This window comes from Lacrimispora brassicae, from assembly GCF_054772055.1.
The window spans coordinates 183,568-201,872 of record NZ_BRYH01000023.1; the positions used below are offsets into that span (position 1 = coordinate 183,568).

Annotated in this window: 18 protein-coding genes and 1 pseudogene; 3 read left to right on the forward strand and 16 right to left on the reverse strand. The window is 39.3% G+C overall.

Going from position 1 to position 18,305, the window contains the following annotated elements; all coding sequences use genetic code 11:
* Positions 1 to 58: 58 nt before the first annotated feature.
* The 16 genes from ACYVD3_RS11145 to ACYVD3_RS11220 all read right to left on the reverse strand — a co-directional run bounded on the left by ACYVD3_RS11145 (position 59) and on the right by ACYVD3_RS11220 (position 15,554).
* Entirely contained in the window at positions 59 to 730 is a 672-nt protein-coding gene (locus ACYVD3_RS11145) for a TipC family immunity protein (RefSeq protein WP_460642587.1), read from the reverse strand.
* Positions 727 to 2,319, reverse strand: a complete 1,593-nt coding sequence (locus ACYVD3_RS11150; RefSeq protein WP_460642588.1) for a DUF4280 domain-containing protein — start codon at positions 2,317 to 2,319, stop codon at positions 727 to 729. The genes ACYVD3_RS11145 and ACYVD3_RS11150 overlap by 4 nt, the downstream gene beginning before the upstream one ends.
* 62 nt (positions 2,320 to 2,381) lie before the next feature.
* A complete protein-coding gene (locus ACYVD3_RS11155) occupies positions 2,382 to 3,074 on the reverse strand; it encodes a hypothetical protein (protein ID WP_460642589.1) in 693 nt (230 codons plus the stop codon).
* Positions 3,071 to 4,399 (reverse strand): hypothetical protein, encoded by a 1,329-nt coding sequence (locus ACYVD3_RS11160; RefSeq protein WP_460642590.1) that lies wholly within the window; start codon positions 4,397 to 4,399, stop codon positions 3,071 to 3,073. The genes ACYVD3_RS11155 and ACYVD3_RS11160 overlap by 4 nt, the downstream gene beginning before the upstream one ends.
* 74 nt (positions 4,400 to 4,473) lie before the next feature.
* Positions 4,474 to 6,387 carry a hypothetical protein gene (locus tag ACYVD3_RS11165; RefSeq protein ID WP_460642591.1) on the reverse strand — a complete coding sequence of 638 codons (1,914 nt, stop codon included), beginning with the start codon at positions 6,385 to 6,387 and terminating at the stop codon, positions 4,474 to 4,476.
* A 25-nt stretch (positions 6,388 to 6,412) separates the two neighbouring features.
* Positions 6,413 to 7,261, reverse strand: a complete 849-nt coding sequence (locus ACYVD3_RS11170) for a PP2C family protein-serine/threonine phosphatase (RefSeq protein WP_460642592.1) — start codon at positions 7,259 to 7,261, stop codon at positions 6,413 to 6,415.
* A gap of 10 nt (positions 7,262 to 7,271) precedes the next feature.
* Complete coding sequence (locus tag ACYVD3_RS11175) at positions 7,272 to 7,889, reverse strand: FHA domain-containing protein (RefSeq protein ID WP_460642593.1); 618 nt, start codon at positions 7,887 to 7,889, stop codon at positions 7,272 to 7,274.
* 66 nt (positions 7,890 to 7,955) lie between these two features.
* Positions 7,956 to 8,534: an FHA domain-containing protein gene (locus ACYVD3_RS11180; RefSeq protein ID WP_460642594.1), complete on the reverse strand. Its 579-nt coding sequence runs from the start codon at positions 8,532 to 8,534 to the stop codon at positions 7,956 to 7,958.
* 21 nt (positions 8,535 to 8,555) lie between these two features.
* Positions 8,556 to 9,002: a DnaJ domain-containing protein gene (locus ACYVD3_RS11185; RefSeq protein ID WP_460642595.1), complete on the reverse strand. Its 447-nt coding sequence runs from the start codon at positions 9,000 to 9,002 to the stop codon at positions 8,556 to 8,558.
* 61 nt (positions 9,003 to 9,063) lie between these two features.
* Complete coding sequence (locus tag ACYVD3_RS11190) at positions 9,064 to 9,492, reverse strand: membrane-associated protease 1 (protein ID WP_460642596.1); 429 nt, start codon at positions 9,490 to 9,492, stop codon at positions 9,064 to 9,066.
* A 34-nt stretch (positions 9,493 to 9,526) separates the two neighbouring features.
* Positions 9,527 to 9,958 (reverse strand): hypothetical protein, encoded by a 432-nt coding sequence (locus ACYVD3_RS11195; RefSeq protein ID WP_460642597.1) that lies wholly within the window; start codon positions 9,956 to 9,958, stop codon positions 9,527 to 9,529.
* A 45-nt stretch (positions 9,959 to 10,003) separates the two neighbouring features.
* Entirely contained in the window at positions 10,004 to 12,178 is a 2,175-nt protein-coding gene (locus tag ACYVD3_RS11200; RefSeq protein ID WP_460642598.1) for a transcriptional regulator, read from the reverse strand.
* A gap of 68 nt (positions 12,179 to 12,246) precedes the next feature.
* On the reverse strand, positions 12,247 to 14,022 hold the full coding sequence (locus tag ACYVD3_RS11205; RefSeq protein WP_460642599.1) for a vWA domain-containing protein: 1,776 nt from the start codon (positions 14,020 to 14,022) through the stop codon (positions 12,247 to 12,249).
* Between the two features lie 105 nt (positions 14,023 to 14,127).
* On the reverse strand, positions 14,128 to 14,271 hold the full coding sequence (locus ACYVD3_RS11210; RefSeq protein WP_460642600.1) for a hypothetical protein: 144 nt from the start codon (positions 14,269 to 14,271) through the stop codon (positions 14,128 to 14,130).
* A gap of 555 nt (positions 14,272 to 14,826) precedes the next feature.
* Complete coding sequence (locus ACYVD3_RS11215) at positions 14,827 to 15,414, reverse strand: accessory gene regulator B family protein (RefSeq protein WP_460642601.1); 588 nt, start codon at positions 15,412 to 15,414, stop codon at positions 14,827 to 14,829.
* Positions 15,411 to 15,554: a cyclic lactone autoinducer peptide gene (locus ACYVD3_RS11220; protein ID WP_460642602.1), complete on the reverse strand. Its 144-nt coding sequence runs from the start codon at positions 15,552 to 15,554 to the stop codon at positions 15,411 to 15,413. The genes ACYVD3_RS11215 and ACYVD3_RS11220 overlap by 4 nt, the downstream gene beginning before the upstream one ends.
* Before the next feature lie 321 nt (positions 15,555 to 15,875).
* Between ACYVD3_RS11220 and ACYVD3_RS11225 the strand changes: the two genes are divergently transcribed.
* The 3 genes and pseudogenes from ACYVD3_RS11225 to ACYVD3_RS11235 form a co-directional block, all read left to right on the forward strand.
* On the forward strand, positions 15,876 to 16,622 hold the full coding sequence (locus tag ACYVD3_RS11225; RefSeq protein ID WP_460642603.1) for a LytR/AlgR family response regulator transcription factor: 747 nt from the start codon (positions 15,876 to 15,878) through the stop codon (positions 16,620 to 16,622).
* Entirely contained in the window at positions 16,613 to 17,962 is a 1,350-nt protein-coding gene (locus ACYVD3_RS11230; RefSeq protein WP_460642604.1) for a sensor histidine kinase, read from the forward strand. The genes ACYVD3_RS11225 and ACYVD3_RS11230 overlap by 10 nt, the downstream gene beginning before the upstream one ends.
* 78 nt (positions 17,963 to 18,040) lie before the next feature.
* A pseudogene (locus tag ACYVD3_RS11235) lies at positions 18,041 to 18,220 on the forward strand (IS91 family transposase); the annotation flags it as partial.
* Positions 18,221 to 18,305: the final 85 nt, after the last annotated feature.

Consider the following 18,305-nt stretch of genomic DNA (forward strand, 5'->3'; position numbering starts at 1 on the left):
GTCTTCTCCATTACCTCTTACCTATAGTGGTTTTATCTTGTGATGCGGGATGTGGCTGTTACTTGCTGCTCACCAACGGGAGCGCCTCCGTATATTCTACCCTCCCCCAACGATTGGCTGAAAAGCGAGTTAAATTGCCATCCACCCAATCGGTCAGCAACTTATCATAGAGAAAATACTTCTTGTATTGAAGTAAATCCTCTTTTGTCAATCCGGCTTTTTCTATAATCAAAAGGATTTCTTGTGGATTTTTAGTATGTTCTCTAAAAAATCTCGGATTTTCATTATATATTTCACCATAATCGCATTCCACAGTTTCTGTTAACTGCTTTTTCTTGATATCGTATGTGTATCTATAAATGATATCAAACTCATTGAACCGTTTTACTGCTATTATTTCCATAGTTTTTTCGTTGCGGTCAAAAGTAATAACTAAACTTTCTCCTTCGCTTAAATACTCTTCTTTATACCCATTTGTAAAGTAACCATCCACTGTATAATTGCTCTCCGCATCTCTGGATATCTGTTTTATCTGTGGCATTTTACTAAAAGAATCAGCCTTATTTCCAAATCCTCCCAGCGCACCTCCCCACCAATCATAATGGGTTCGGATTCTAGTATAATACATCTGGTCAAAAATGTTCTGTATCTGAATAAACTGTTTATAGATAAATACTCCGGACAATAGTATACATATAATAATTATGATTCTTTTTCGGTACCTTTTCATGAAAAATCTCCTATCTCTGGAAGGTCATCTTCTAAGCTTCTAATAAAATTATATGTATCTTTTGAAATATCATTTTTAATTATATTCTTCCAAAAAGATTCTCTCTTATATTGCGCTTTAAGCTGTTCTATTGCTTGGTAACCATTTGTTACTGACAGTTTTACATTTAAAATTGGTCGAATTAATTCTTCAAAAATCAGTTCCTTAACCTCACTTAACTTAGTAATTTCTAAAAACTGCACTGCACGATTATCATTTAATAACCGCCTTCCATAATAATCTTCAAAACCATCTAAAAAAGAATAATTTTCATTTTTTACCATATGAGCAATATTTTCTGCATCGAGATCTGCCTTATAATCATCATTCCCTAAGGACGGTGGCCTATTATTTTTACCATATAAAGTTGCATCGCCCAACCAGCCAGCCATCTGCTCTCTTTTCCTGTTTCCTCCTAAATATGTAGTTGTAACCAGATCACTTAGATTTAATTCTGTTACAAGTATAGTAGCAGTTGTAATCATTTGATGTGCGAAATCTGTCATGCCACACATATCATCACATTGCTGGTTCCAATTTTTAATAAATTCTGTCTTTTCTAGTGTACCGCCTAAACCTGTTTTCATATTATCAAATTGTGACTTAGTATATGATTCTTTTTCTGGATTAACTCCCTCATTATCATATTTTCTATCCGTGGCATTTTCTCCCACCATAGCGTTCTGTATGCGTACTTTATATTGTAAATACTCATAATCTTCACCCGATAACCCCAATGTACTTACCATATAGTTTTTAAGAGTTAAATTATGTATGTTACCAGAGGCTCCTTTCTTGAGTGAATTTATGTGCCAATCTCCGGCTGTTGCATTCCATTTCATTACCTCAAGATCTTCCTCTTTTCCCTTTAATCCGTACTTAAGTCCTCCAAGTAATCTTGTGAATCGCCAGTCCCTCGCCCACTGACTTTCCTCTGAATAATTACTTTGAATCGCCTTATAAAGTGTCAGAATAATCTTAGCCGTTCTTTCATCAAACCCATATTGTTCTCGAAGAATGGCCATAAAACTTTCTTGCGGTGTTTTATTGATTTCCTTCACACAAATAAGTCCACCTGTATTGCATACCGCAAACGCATCTGCCTGCAGAACTGCCGCCCGATTAGAATCCGTAGTAGTGTTTTTGTTCTGCATCCACGGATTTATAATCTGGGGTATACACTTTGCTGCATATTCCGAAGTAGCTGTGATCAGCTTCTTTGAACAGATTCCAAACGGCGAAATATTCTGGCTGCCAAAGTCCATAGTTGTAAGGATTGGCAGATGGTTGCTCTTTACTTCTATCCCATGATCCTCTGCCAAGTCAATTCTGGTAAACAGACTCCCACAATCACAGGCAACGACCGATCCTTTTGTTACATACTTGACACTGCCCCCGCCTCCATAATACTTACCTTGAAGTGCTGCCCATTCCAGCCCCAGTACATCTGCACTTGCTTTATCTTTCTGCCAGCTCTGAGTATGGCTGCTCAGTCCTAACGAGCCTAATGTATCACTCTGAAATGTTGTTGTACTCCCATTTGTACCCATATTGTCTTCCTCCCTACGAAATGCTTACAACCCATTCTACTTATGAATACTTGTTATTTAAATTAAAACACTACCATTTCATCTAATATCATGGTCTCATCAATTCCGATAATTCCAAAATGATGTTCCCAAAACAAATAGACCTTTTTATTAATTGGCAGAAACACTGCCTGCAACAATTCCATCTGTCCCCTGCTCTTCTCTGTTTCTTTCTCTCCAATATAAATAAGCAGCTGATTTGCCTTTTCTCTGCTTTCATAAATAATTGATGACGGATATATCGCCTTCATTACTTCTTTAAACAGCAGGATACTGCTCCCACAGCGGTACAGCTTCCATACCAACCGCAGCAGCACCGCAACATACTTTGGTTCCATCTGCTGAATCACTGACTCTGATTTTATCTCACAAACATCTGCCAGAAAATCCTTCAAAATATATCTGAGTTGATATTGCTTTCTGGAAAGTCCCTGTCTTAAATCCAACTGAACGATATAATGAAGATAGATATCAAAAAACAATTTCCTGCTCATTTGATAATCACTTAAGTTGATATCAAACATGTCCGAAAATAAATTAGAAAATCGATAAAGTGGATTTATCTCTACCTCTGACTGAGTCAATGTTGTCGCATTTAAGTTTTTCAGAATCACCTCAACGTATGGACTGCCGTTTTTTGATGGGATATAACGGATATCTTCCCGGGCAAATCCGGATTTATCTGCACATAATGCTGCTTCCCAAGCCAAATTCATACTCGTACCCCAACCAGGTAATATTCCATTAGTTCCATTTGTAATTCTGATACCACAAAGTTTATCATGCTGTCAGTCAGATAATGATCCGGCTGTATGGTATCAAATTGAAGTGATAAAAAACGACGGTGGTGTAATGGAATCAGCCCCTCTGGTATAAACCAGTTCATGCTCTCCATCTCTGGTATCTCAGTTAATGTCTCGCTGATCTCATATCCCACTACTTTTATGTAATCCCGTATATCCAAATCCATAATCCGGCGGAATAAATCTGCTTTTGTCATTAACCGTATCCCTGAACCGGCAGAAAATCTGCCAAGAAATGTATCTCGTTTGTGATTTGTTAACAATGATTCCTGGTAGTCCAAAGAGCAAATCGTTTTATTCTGTGTAAAATGGAACACAGTCCAATTACGAAACTCCTCATGTAAAGATTTTACTACAATCTTTTTTGGCTCATGCCTGATTTCCAATATCTCTTCATTTTTTTCAATCAGATAACCATCTGTCTCTACCCAGTTTTTGATATTGATATCATGTACATAGTAACTTCCATCAATCGTTGCCTCTTTAAATTTCTCGCTGTCAAAGCTTAATCGCTCAATATTCCATAATGGTACCATCCCGAATTCAACTTTCGTCTTATTATCATCCCATTGAATATCCAATTCCGAAAGCAAAATCTGGATGCTGCTATTTTTTGAAATGCGTTCTGGTAAGGATATCATCTCAATATATACATCAAAGAAACGTTCGAGATGCCCTACATGTATCGTCTCCCATGCAATCTGATTATCCTGAAACATCTGGTAAAGCCTCTCAACCTCTTGGCGGTACCGCTTTGCCGGCCTGACAGAGATAGTCACATGTTCAACTTGATCTTGGTATTCCCAAAATGCAACAAAACGGCGTTCCGGCCGCCAACTCATTAATTCGGCTTCTGTAATCTTTAAAAAGACGGTTCCTGCATAAATTTCCTGATCCGATGACAATACGTTTGATAATTTCTGCTCCTGTAAGTCTGCTTCAAGCACCGGAAACAATGTTTGATTGATTGCGTCGTAATGCTCCCGCCGGATAACTGTTGTTACCACTTCAAACTGACTCCCCTGCAATTCTAACTCTTCATAGATGCGACGTTCTAAAGCCTGATACTTTTCCTCTGTCATCTGAATTGCGTTACCAAGCCCTGTTAACAACACTTCTTTTGCAAAGCCACGCTCTCCCAGGTCATCTATTTCACGCAAACGCTCCTCGATGTAGCGTCTAAAATCAAACGGATATTCTTCAACCCCAGACAGATTGTTTTCTTTCCAGTTCTTCATCAAGCCACCTCCACTTTTACTGACCTTGTTCAACGCCACTGGGCTTTTTGAATTAAATTCCCAGCGGATGTTGTTTATTGGGTTGAAGCCCCTGGTCCAATTGCATTTTTTGATGTCTTACCATCATTCGCGGCTGTTTCTGTTTGTGCCACTGCTTCAGACTGCGCCGCTGCTTCAGACTGTACCGCTGCAGCCTTCTGCTCTACCGCCAGACTTTCTGCTTCTGCCTTCGCCTTGTCGGCTGCCATCGAAACCTCCAACAAATCCAGCAGTCCGTCTATCTCTGCTACCTTATCGTCTAATTGCAATTCCCGATATATATTCTTAGCAAACAAATACTGTTTTTTTGCATCTAACATTTCACCTGCCGCTTCATGATCACTTCCTATCTGAAGATAGATCTCCGCCTCTTGTTCTTTTAATATATTAGAGTCAAGCTTTTGGCTGCTGGAATCACTCTTACCCTGTAACAGCTCAACGTGAGCCGTATCCCCTAACGTCTCATACTTCTCCATAGCCATTGCATAGTATACATTTGCACCAGCATAATCACCTTTGGCAAAAGCACTGTCGCCTTCTGCCACTAAGGAAGCTGCAGATACCTCCTCAATTGCTTTACTCTTGGCTGATGCTGTTTCACTTTGTTCGGTTTCATTGCGAGTTATATACAAGGCATCTAAGGAGTTCATAGCATCCTGCCGTCCTGCTTCAAAATATACTCGTGTAGCCAGATTTTTAGCCTCCAGGTATTTTTCTTCTGCCTTCTCATAATCTCCCTGAGCCGCAAGTGTATCCCCTAACTGAATATAGTCGAACACGGACAGGTATGCGGTTATCGTTTCCAGCCTGCCATCGATGTACTCATCTGCAATCCGGTCTGCATAGCGGGAACGCTCCATCGCAGTCAGATATGCTGTCTGAGCAGCCTTATAATTCTGACTATTGTATGCTTCGTCAGCAGCATTGATGGCTTCTATTAGTTTTTGATAATCCGATATTTGCGAAATTCGCTTTTTGTCACTTAGTTTTTCTGCCGCTTCCAAAGCCGCTGTGCATTCTTCATTCGCCCTCAGGAAGTTGCTGTCCTGTATGTACTCAATGGTGTTCGTATAGCGTCGATTCAGTTCATCCATCTGCTTTTGCCGCTGATAACGGAAAAACCAAAAAGCCAATGCCAAGATGGCAATTATCAAAACAGATGCTACGCTAACCATGATTACTTTTTTAATGGTTCTTTTCCTGTTGGGATCAAGGAACACCTTATGGACAAAAATCGCCGCACAAGTATAGTTCTCCAACTGCTTTGGCTGTTTTTCCAGTAAGCGTTTTTCCACCTCTTTTAAGGTTTCCTGGGGACTGTCCACTGCTTCAACAAAAATACTGTCCAGTTCTTTTGTTTCCAAAACCTCCCATATTCCCCTTGTATAAAGAGCAATGACATCTCCATTTTCCAGCTTGATCTTCTTGGAAATCGTCGGTGCAAGACCTCGTCCCTGACCGGCATAGGAATATAAATTATTTCGTTCTTCATGCTCAGCTAAGGTATCTTCTGGTAATTGATGTTGTGTTGCATCCTCATGAGCCAAAGACATATCATGTGACTGATTGATTACAAAGCCCTTCCGGTAGTGCCTCAGGCGGGTATTGCCCAGATAACCGTAGCGCATGTTAACAAAATCAGTAATTACAACCGTAATCGAAGCTTTTAGCAACTCACGGTTTTCCGCTTCACAAAGGGCCTTATCGGCAGCACGCAGACAAGCACCAAGTGTTTGTTTGGACATGGACAGATGTTCCTGGAATTTTAAAAAAACCGCCTGACTTGCCAGACTTGCACTCATCGGATCCGGTTCCTCATTTAATCCATCAGCTATTACATAGCAAGCATATTTGTCATATTCAACATAGGCAAAATAATCATTGTTTGTTAAATCAATACCTGCCTCTGATATAAAATCCGTTTGAAATGAGCTGTTTTGTTTCCTCACACTTCCATTCCTCCTAAAGTCTTATCTAATATACCCGTATTATCATAATAGAAGCATTATCTTTATCATTCTGTGGGTTTTGATCTATCATTTCCACAATCGCTTCGGCTTTTGATTGACAGCTTGCTTCTTTTGCCAGACACTCTTCGATATCACGCCACCGGACGGTATCATAGACACCATCACTCATAAGCAGTACATATTCTCCAGTGCGAAGTGTAATCGCAGTATCAAACACTTCTACATCATAAAACCCATCCCTTCCAACAAAATTATAGAGACGATGGTTTTCCAGAAGGGTTACTGTCTCCTGTTTTGTTAACGTACCTTCTTGGTATTTCTGCTTCGCCAACATATCAATCGTATGGCCCGTACTGATTGGCACAAGCTCACGATTTCGGTAAACGGCAATTTTTATATTACCTACGACTGCATAATAAAGTGTCAGGTTTTTTATCAGTGCCACTCCAACAGATGCAGTTCCCCGGTTATCCGCCAATTTTTGTAAAATTTCCTTATTGGCCCGGCGAAAGGCTTTGCCAAAATAATACTGCGGATGATAGAATGCTTCTCGCAATTGAAAGACCTCCTGAAATACTTGAATGGAACTCAGGCTGGCAATTCGTCCGCTATGGAGCTTACCTTGCCCATCTGCCAAAACAGCCATAAGGCCTTCGCCAAAATTATTGATTCCGTACTCATCTTCCTGTACTTCTCTATCACCGATGGTTTTCATTGTTCCTATTTCAAAACTGTCAATTCTGTTTTGGTTCTGCTTGTAACTTCTGTGAGGCAATGCAAGTAACACCCGAACAAAACATAGCATTAGCATAATCAAGAACAGAATAGCAATCGTAAGTTCTAAAAGTGTCATCTTCTGCTTCTTACCCCTCTATCTCTAAGGTTTGATTTATCATATTGGCGCCCTCCGATTCCCGTGCACCACGCGATGCAGAAGCAGTCGAAGAAGGCTGCTTCAATTGAAAACTCTGATCATTTTTCTGACTGCTGCTCTCAACCCACATAAAATTCTCGCCACAGAATGGTACAAACACACACTGGCTGTCTCCCATCTCAATAACATCATAGGCGGCCAGAACGGTTGGAGCAAATACGGCTACATTATTGTGATAAACCAGTCCGTTGCTGTCTCCTGGCAATAACAAGGTATTCTTCTGTTTCGGGTCAAAAACAATAACTGCATGATTTCTCCTGGCAATTTTATTATCATTCAGAATCTGAATATCCATATCGTCGGCCCGTCCTGCAAAATTCTTACCGGCTTTAACCCGATAATCGCGCCCCTGTTGTGGTCCTGATATACAGACGAGCCAACCACAGACCGGCTCAAGCTCCTCTTTTAGCAGTAACTGTTCAAGTTCTTCTGATTTTTCCTCTTGAGCTAACAGTTCGGCCTCTTTTTTACAAAAAGGGCATTCCTTTCCAAATACTCGTGTTGAGTATACATGTCCGCTTTCACATTTTTTCAAAGCTCCATTCATAATCCTTCTCCTTTAACTATTATTGTCAGGTCCTGCTGATCCCGATCACGTGCTAACGGAACCAAACTAGCGAAACAGCAGGCGGCTCAGGCCAACATACAAGCAATCCCCGGATTCAATGCGACATGGCACATCTGAAGCAATTCGATAGACTTGTCCGTCCTGGGCTTTTTCAACACGGATACCGTTCTGACTTTCCAGATCTGATACATACCAGTTCCCACCTGCAAAATTCAAAACAGCATGTTCAATATCAACCATACTCGCATAGGGACTTTGATTCAGCGAAATATCAACCCGATTTTCACCAACATCCCGGCCAATAATTACCGATACCTTATGATAGATATCCCATGCCATGATCTCGGTATTATCTTCGCTTAACAGGATGATTTCCGTGATTCCACCAGCCACCGGTATTTCTTTCTGTATTTCCTGTGAGGCAGCCGTCTGCTTCCCGGCAGTTTTGCTATCCTTGTCGAACTTCCAGTCACGGATTGCCAGTAGTAAAAACACCGGCATCAGGATGATGCTAACTCCCCAAATGGCGGCTGTGTTTCGGATTTCCTGTGGATATAGCCATGTAACTGCAAAAATTGCAAAATTGATACATACAAGCATCAAATCTACCATCACTTTTTTCATACCATTCACCTGTCTGATTATCTATTTTTTAATTCCCATATATCGTTCAAACAAACCCGAAACATCAATCGGTTCTGCTTTTGATTTCTCTTTTGGATTCAGCTTCTCATCATTTACCTTACCGGTTTGTGGATTGAAGCCGAAAAATCTTTCAAAACCGGCAGACACATTCTCATAATCGAAACCAGCTCCCGGCTGTCCGTAAGATGTACTTCTTGTTGTGCCCTTGCCCTTTCCGGCCGCAGCCTGTTTACCTGCTGCTTTTTTTCGTTCTTTATCGTATTTAGCCCGTTTATCCGCATCTCCCAACACGGAATAAGCTTCTGCTACTTCTCTGAAGCACCTGGCGGCATCTTCATCGCCTGGATTGGCATCCGGATGATACTGTTTGGCCAACTTGCGGTAAGATGCTTTTATTGTCTCATCAGTCTCGTCTGCGTTGACGCCCAGTACATTATAATAGTCCATTTTTTTCTCCTGACTAATTTGAAAATAGGGGTACACCCTTTTCGATGTACCCCTCTTGTTACTATGCAGCCGGGTATCCGCCTTCTACTGTTACCATGTTCAGCTTGTCTTTCTTCTGTTTAATTGTTAACGTAAACGTGCCGGTTCCATCTCCATCGCCGAAATCTTCTTTGTAATCAATAACAAAAGAGTTTGGAAAACAGTACTTTCTTTCCATGATTCCTGCAGCAACATGCTCAACCGTTACCTTACGATAACAATCTGCACTCTCAGCCGGCACGGTAGACCATAAGGCCATCTTCCTCGTGCTGTCAAACACATCTCCGTCTACTGCTGTCAAAATTCTGCCGGTAATGATCAGTGTTGTTCCCACATCCTTTGTACGGGCATTGGAATCTTCCGGAATATCAGTAATGAATTTCACATTTTTTACGCATTCTTTCGCAATTTCAAATGATTCTGCACCTTCAATATTTACTCTATAGGACATAATATATGTAATCCTCCTTTCTGTTTTGTATTAGTTATTGACCACTAAAACCGCCTTCGATATTAACTTGGTCATTTTCGTCTTTCTTTTGTCTCATATGGATGCAGAATGTACCCACACCGCTTTCGTCATCAACTTCTTCGCTATATGCTACAACAAATGCATTCGGCAATACAAACTGACGAACTACTTGACCGGCAGAGACAACTGTAATCTCTGCATTCCGGTAGCAATCTGCTTTTTCTGATGGTACCTGAGACCATTTTGCTAATTCAAGTGTAGAATCAGCACCCTCTCCACCTAGTTTGTAAAGCATCTTGCCCCATACTTTCACACCTAAGCCAAAGTCGGTCGCTCTGGCATTAGAATTTGGAGCTGAGGCTGAATCAAAGCTTACATTTGTGATGCTTTTCTCACTAAATGCTGCATCTTCCGCTCCTCCGGTAATTTTCATACGAAATCCCACGATTTATTCCTCCTTCACTTTCTTTTTTATTTCCAAAAGACGTCTTTACGCCTGATTGGACATCCTGTTTGTTTCCACTTCAAGATTACGCTGGTTTCCACCAAAGCTGATATTCAGCGAACAATAACCGTTCTTGCCATCAATCTCGTAAGTAATGTCATCTCCCTGCTTCAGTATTGCATTGATACAATCCTTTTTCGCAAGCCATTTACTCTTGCGGCTCGCCGGATTGCTTGAGAAGAATTCAATAATGGCATCTTCTTTAAAATCTTCTGTATCATGGCGCAGCACCCGTTTCATATAAGTAGTCGTCTGTGTCTTATAAACCGGCTCATAACTGTTGTTATCATCACGCTGCAGATTTCTGGCCTTGTAAACCATAATATTAGTAACTTCATGTCCGTCATAAATTGCGTTCTCAGAGCTGAAGATAAAGCCAAAGTTTTTCCGGTTAATATCATTCTTAATGGAATTGGTAAAACCGGTAATTTCTTTTGCCATCGTAGTTTTTATCTGAAGTGCATTCTTACCAGATTCAACGTCAAAACGTACACCCGGGAGATCAATATCAATATCCTTTTTCAGTATTTCTTTTAAATACTCCGGAGACTGGTAGGCGGCAACCAGACCGGCAGCCACATAAGCAGCACCGATATATACGCCCTCAATCCATAACTGCATGACATCTTCTTTTTCCTCTGAAAGGGCAATCGAATCCTCATTGATAACCATCCGACGATCCAGTACAATGCCAGAGCGGTCTTTCGGGATAACGGTAAAGTTCGGAAGGCAGGGAATTGCATATTCCGAGAAGGGTTTACCTGTCAGTGGTGTGCAGCGCTCCTCATACTTTTCGATACCTTCGGTGGCCAGAGAACTAAACGTAGCACTTTCTCCGGTCTCATAAGAGAAGAAACACTGTATCTCGTATTCCTTACATACATCCAGAATCCGCGACAGAGACTCAACACTGTTGGTATAGTTCTTTTCCACTTTTGAGTTGCCCTGAAAGCGCTCTCTTGACAGCTTCATTTTACTGTATTGATCCAGAGACACATCCGGCACAATTGCATACCATACCGTGTTTGAAAAATCATTTTTTCCATTGGTTGTATTTAAATATGTAATCAACCTGGGAATGTTGCTTGCTTTTGCAAGCATCTCATTTGGTTGATTGGCAATCAGCAGGGACGGGCGCATTCCCTTTACCTTTTTGGGACATTGCTCAAAAAAGCACCACACGCCTAACAGTTTTTCCAGCAAGGGTTTGACCACGTTAATAAATCTATTTTTTGAATCTCTGTAGAACTCCAGGTATGCGTTGTAATTTTCTACCTCCTGTTCACGGTCAATGCCACTCTCCATTGTCGAACTCAGCGGGCAGAACGTACGGGCTACCAATTCTTTTACATAATCATTGCTGTCTTCATTCAATGCCGCGTAGTCATCTTTCAGAGCCTCAATTAAGCCTGTATTAACTTCATCGTCCACAGTCGCCAACTCTGTCGTCTCAACTTTAGGACCCTCAAGAACTTTAAGTTCACCATTCTCTCCCATACTGAGCACGCCCAATGCCAGTGGAGCGTTATCTTTTTTATCATTGTCAACTCCCAGAAGCAAACGGGTTTTAACGTCCTCAATTAAAAGTGGGAGCATTGCATTCAGATTGTTATAATTGGCACTTGCTTCTTCAAACATTACATTGAGGGTGTCTGCCAGATCCTTCTTTTTAGGATTACCCTCATCCAGCTTTGCATATTCTCCATAGGTATACAGCAGTTCTTTACGATTCTGCTTAATCGATTCCATAACCTTTCTCGGGGAAATCATCTCTGTAATTTTCTCAAATTTAAAATCCACATTGATGCTTCCTTCTGACCGCTTCGCGGCAATCATAGACATAAGCATATTTACAAACTCATTATTCCTGTTTAAAGGAATTTCCGTTAACATTGCTTCCGGAATTCCTTCTGGTTTTTCGGCTAAGTATACCTCTTTCTGATTTGCTGCATCATAGTAGCAGTATACAGTCGGATTGAATTTTTCTAACATTTCATCAAAACTGTGAACAAGCAAATGATCGTTAATTTCCTTAATCTTATCGTCCGTCAAACTTTCCATGCCTCTGACATCTCCTACCAATGTCAAAATGTCCATCTTCTCAGGATTTATAACATCCATAAGTATGGCACGGTTCGTTTGCTTAATTGCGTCTCCCATGTCATTAGTCCTCCTCATTTTCATCTGTAGATATTTAGTTTTATATATGAATAGAGCAAGATGATGCTCTAATCATTTTTAATGGTACGTTCAGATGGCTTCAAACTTTGATAGTGAATTTCTATCTCCGTCTCATCATCAAAAGACACTGTGATTTTTGAGTTGTAGGAGACTGGATACTCAACTCCCTTACGCAAAATCTCCATGCCACGGTATACGGTGCACTGTGGTGAGTTATCCATAACAATCAAAGAATGTTCAGGGCCTGGAAAAAATTCAATTCGGTCGGTTTTATTTCTGCCTATAGGAATGCCACATGGTGCCAATATCTGTGTCAAAGTCATCCATTCTGCACTTTTTCCGAATAATCGGAAGGTCTGCGGCGGAATATCCTGATCCTCCGGCATTTTCACCATATAAATATTTAGTTTACCGGAATATACTGCCGGAACCGCCTTGGGAGTTGGTCTTGTCGGCTTTGGCGGTATCGATTGTGGTGCTGGAACATAAACCACTTTTTGCGGCCTTTTCCGCAAACAATATAAGGCAATTACCGCAATCGCAACTGCCAGAACTGCCAAAATAACGCATAGTGGCCGATAATCTAAAGTTTTTACTGGTTCTTCCGGTTGACTTACTTCAACTACCGGCAGCGTAATTACAACGCTATCAGGATCTAAATAGTGAATAGCCTTTGTGTCCATTGCTGAATTGAGTGAAACCTCTAAGTTTTCCGCACCATCAACCGGAATACTTTCTTTAATTACTCCATCTTTAATTACACCGATATAATCCATTCCATTGACTATGTAAGAAACCGTTTTCCCTTCATACCCGACATTTTGCCATAGATTATAATCATCATTGCCCTCTGCAATCAACTCGATCTGTATCTCTGTTGCTTCAGCAGTATAACCTGTCACGGATACCTTGGGCTGTGCTTTATACTCTGTTAAAGAATATGCGTGCAGCTTGTCCATATCAAAAGACTGTAACTGAATATTGACAGACGGCATAGTTGGCCGGGAAATATGAACAACAGCGAATTCTTTCCCAGCTATTACGGTCCCATTGTCTGCCAAAATTGAATCAATACTACTGCCTGACAACAAAATGTTTACTTGGCTGGCACCTTTTGGCATATCTATTTGAAACTGACCATTATCACTTGTTTCCAGTTCATTTACCGGATATTTTAAACGTTCTGAAACAATCCGATCCATAATATTTGATAAAGAGCCGGAATGTCCTTGCCAATAGATTGCTCCGTCCGTTAGTTCTGCACCATCAAAAATGTGCATTGAGGGATTAAACTCCGTTCCAACTGCCACAATATAGATTTTTATATTTCTTGCTTTTGCCCTTTTTGCAGCTTCTACATACTGCTCCCGTGAATTTTCCTTTGACTGCCCATCAGGCATATCAATCTCACCGTCAGACAACATGATAATATATTGTTCCATGTTATTATCGTCTGAGAATAAATCTACCGCCTGTTTTAATCCGGCACCTGCATTAGTGTATCCACTGTAACTTACTGCAGCAAGTTTTTCCTCTATCATCGTCGTTTCAATGCCCAAAGGAAGCACCGTCTCAGCTTGTGTTCCATAGGTTACAACCCCGCATTTATATGACGAAGGTATGCTGTATATCATCTGCTTTATCGCATCAATCGCCAGATAGTTGCTGTCCTGGCTTTTCATTGATAAGCTTGTATCCAGCAAAAATACAATCTCTGACTCATCACTTTTAGATTCTTCAGCCAATACAGGAACTGCAACCAATAAACTGCATATGATTGCTGCATATAGCAACGTCAGAATTCGCTTTTTCTGCGTAATCAAACAATTTGCCTCCCAACATTTCTTCTTATAATGATTCATTTTTTGTCTTTATCCGTAAAACATGTGAACTAGTTATAAGTTTCACTATCATATCAAGATACTTTTTTAGCAAATCGCTGCGTTGACATCCGAGACACTTTTCCGTCCGCTAATTTCCTCAGCAAATATATCATTGGGAATAGCCATGCTTAAGCAGATGATAACAGCAACAAACAAATATCTTGTGATTCTTTTATCCTTTTGTCTCATACTTCTCTTCCATCTTCCATCTTTTATTCTTTTTCATTTGGCGGCTACAAATCAACAATGCATTGATGTGCCGTTGTTAAAAAATACATATGCTGCAGTGCCCACTTTTCTCCTGTCGTAAGAGGCATACCGAACCGTCCTTCTTACTCTCCCAGATACAAACGCTTCCAGTTGCCCCAGACTTTTTGCCAGTTCAGGAAAGAATTCTGTACTAATTGCATCCTGGGTTTTCAGATGTGCATAAGAAAACCATATTGCCTCATGAAACTCGCCACGACCGACAATGTGCGAGCCGATTCCCAATTTTTCCAAAAACTTTCTTATGGTACGGCAGGGAAAGGTATTCTCGGTGTCATCCGATGGTTTTTCTTACGATAGCTCCACTTTGTCTATTGCAGGCTTGTACTTTTTTAAATTCTCCAACACTGCTATTTAGCCTGTTACCTATTTCTGTATAAAAATCCTATTATTTATCAATACAATGATATCTTTTTCCTGTTCTGAGATAAATGTGCCAAGATATTCTTTCAAACTTATCCCTCCGACTTTAAAACGTCACAAATGTTCTCGCTTCCATCTGCTGGCACAGGTACCGACGACTAATGAAAATGCCACAGACAAAACAGCAAGTACGAGGATCCAAAAAAAGCTGTTTGACAAGCTATACAAAAGAATGCCTGAAAAAACACTAATTAATACAATCATTCGCGCCCGGCGTTTATAACTTCTAACTTCATCTGAATCCATTAGATTGTTTTCACTTTCCACGGGAGCCAAGAATAGAATTACACCTACTGCCGCTAACAGCAGTAATAACCCTACGCCCGAACCAAGCCACACCGGTAAATGACGTGATAACAGCAAGACCCCTATCACCATAGCATTCGATAAAACCCAGCATTTCCATTCACTTGAAGCATGATATCCTCCGGCCCATGAACGCAAAGAGATGAATATTAACTGAAATATTAAACTCTCACAAAGCTGTCCCATAAACGCTCCTATCATGACAATTGTAACGAGATTCAGTACATCAGATAAAAGTGTTTCAATACCAAACTTATAGACTACAATGTCCTCCTGGTCGATAATCTTTGCTTGCAGTAAGTTCTGCACCACATGATTCGTAATATTGGAAATCATTCCGGTAACTTCCTTGCTTTCAATTTATCCGGTACCTTTCTCTGATAGAAGTTATGAGCACATCGTGTTGCTGCATTACTTGCAACAAACAGTATAAAAATTGCAATCGTATGTCCCCACTTCTGGTAAAATTTATTCATAATAGTTGCTCCTCCATAATATAGAATATACTTTATAGTTAACTATATTTAAAATTTAGTATATCACCAATCATTTATAATAAAAGTACATCACCAAAATCTATTATTTTTTCGCCATTTTCTCTTATTTTTCGACATTTAAACATTCTAAAAAGTGCTGGTTGCTATTTCTTTTTTTATTTGATAGTTCTTATTTTAATTAAGTAATTATTCATTTACTATCTGGTTACATTTTAGCTCTTTTGCTTTCTTTTATTTACACTTTTTTGAAACTATGATAATATCTTTTATGGGTTTTAATTTTTACGAAGGAGTTATAAAATGCTGAGAATTACAGTTTGTGATGATGAATCTTTTTATATTGAGGAAATCAAAAAATTAGTTATTGCTGTGTTAACAAAGATACCCGTTTTATTTTCGATAACTTGTTTTTCCAGTGGAGAAGAATTATTTAAAGATTTGCAAAATGGTTCTGCTTATGATATCGCTTTATTGGATATTCATATGAATAAAATGGACGGCATTGATATTGCAGAAAAGATAAGAAAATATTTCCAAAATGATAAAACCATTTTGATCTATATTTCAAACTATGATATCCGGGCGAAAGAAGTCCTTCAATTTAATACACACAGATTTCTCTCTAAACCAATTGATTATCTTCTTTTTGAGGAGGCGTTGCTTAGCGCAAATATACTATGGGAAGAACAACAACCTCAAAACTTTTGTTTCAAAGACACAAAGTCAGGTCATGTAGGAGTACCAATCAAAGATATCCTTTACATGGAAAGTGCACGCAATCATCGCGTTGATGTAACGACTGTTGAACATGTCTACACGATGTACGATGTCAAGTTATCTGATATTCACGAAAATTTATCTTCATTCAATTTTATCCTGATACATCACTCCATTTTGGTGAACTTTAGCCATATCAACGTAATTAGTTATGAGGAAATCAAGATGTCTAATGGCAAGATTTTAAATATAAGTGGTCCAAAAAGAAAACAGATACGAGAGCTGTTTTCTGAAATACGAAAGAGGCAGGAAAAGAATATATGGCTGTAGCGATTACATATTTACTATTTAATATAATTTTTATGTATTCCATTTTTACCTTTATTGATAATTTTTTACATACCAGAATAGTTTCTGGACAGATCATAATTTTGACTTATGTTTTATACTATGCCATAACAACGATGATCTATTTTAAAGCATTTAATGTGACGCTTAACGTAGTATTTCATTTATGCGTTTGTTTTGTCATGGGTTTCCTTTATCATTCATCAATCTTTAAGCGTATTCTTGCATCTGTGTTTATTTATATTCTTATGATCGCCAGTGATGATTTAACGCTCGCTTTGCTCTCAATTCTTTCGGCATCTTCATATAGTACAATAACCGGCGGAACTTATCTTACTTGTCTGGGAATCGCCATATCCATGACTTCTCTACTGGTTATCGTAAAATTAGTAAAACCACTCTTTGGCAGTCATGATTATGAACTGCCACGCACATATTGGATGGCAGTATTTTTGATTCCAACCGGAAGTATCTATATTTTGCACAAATTAAATGATGAATACATGAACGGCGGCATAAAAGATTTATCATTTATTCTTATAGCCATCTGCATACTGTTTGTAATCAATATTCTTGTATTTTATCTATACAATAAATTGCTCAAAGATCAAACCTTAAGGTATGAAAATATTATACTGCAACAGCAGAATATTAATTATGAAAATCAAGCTTTGCTGATTCAGGAGTTTCAGAATAGTCTTCATGATCAAAAACATGACATGAAGAATTATTTTTCAATTATAACGGGATATGCAAAGCATGGACAAATAGATCAGCTGTTAGAATATGTTGATACTCTTATTGATATGACAAAAGATATAGAAACCAGCTATTGCAGCGGCGATGTTGTCATAGACACAATGATTAACAGCAAATTGTATTTAGCCAACCGCCAGGATACTATATTTAATGTAAAAGTACATTTATCTCAGCCTTTGGAATTTAAACAGGTTCATTTAACAATTATTTTATGTAATCTTTTGGATAATGCTTTGGAGGCCTGCATCGAATTGCCAAAGAACAGACGTAAAATAAATTTTACATTTACGTATGATATGAATTTGCTGTCAATTACTGTTATAAATACTTACAATCCAAAGAAACTTAATCTTCAAAACGGAATAGCCTATACTACAAAAACTGACAAATCCACACATGGCATTGGATTGAAACGGGTCAAAAAAATTGTTGAAAGATACAATGGTACCTTTAAATACTATACCAATGATAGCGATACCGAATCATTATTTATAGCAGAAGCAATGCTCTATCCACAACTAATTGAAGAAAAGACAAACGTAGCAAAAGCAGCAAACGGGTAGTCAAATGCTTGCATTTCTGCAATTGGCTTATTATTCATAGGAATAAAGGGAAACACGAATGATAGCTACCGCAAAGTACTGGATGCATATGTCCCGGAAAAACACTTTAAAATGATACGCTGCTACGGCATTTATGCCAGACACAGTAAATCCGGCCACCGTCTGCGCAGAGCAATTTCAAACAACCGCTGGCGTGATTGCATCCTGCACTCGTTTGGATATGATCCCTTGAAACGCTCCAACTGCGGCACAACCATGAATTTGATGATGACGATTTGGGAGAAGAAGGTTTTTATATCTTCTGAATCCTGACCGTTTATTTCTTATGCCCACTTTTTGTGAG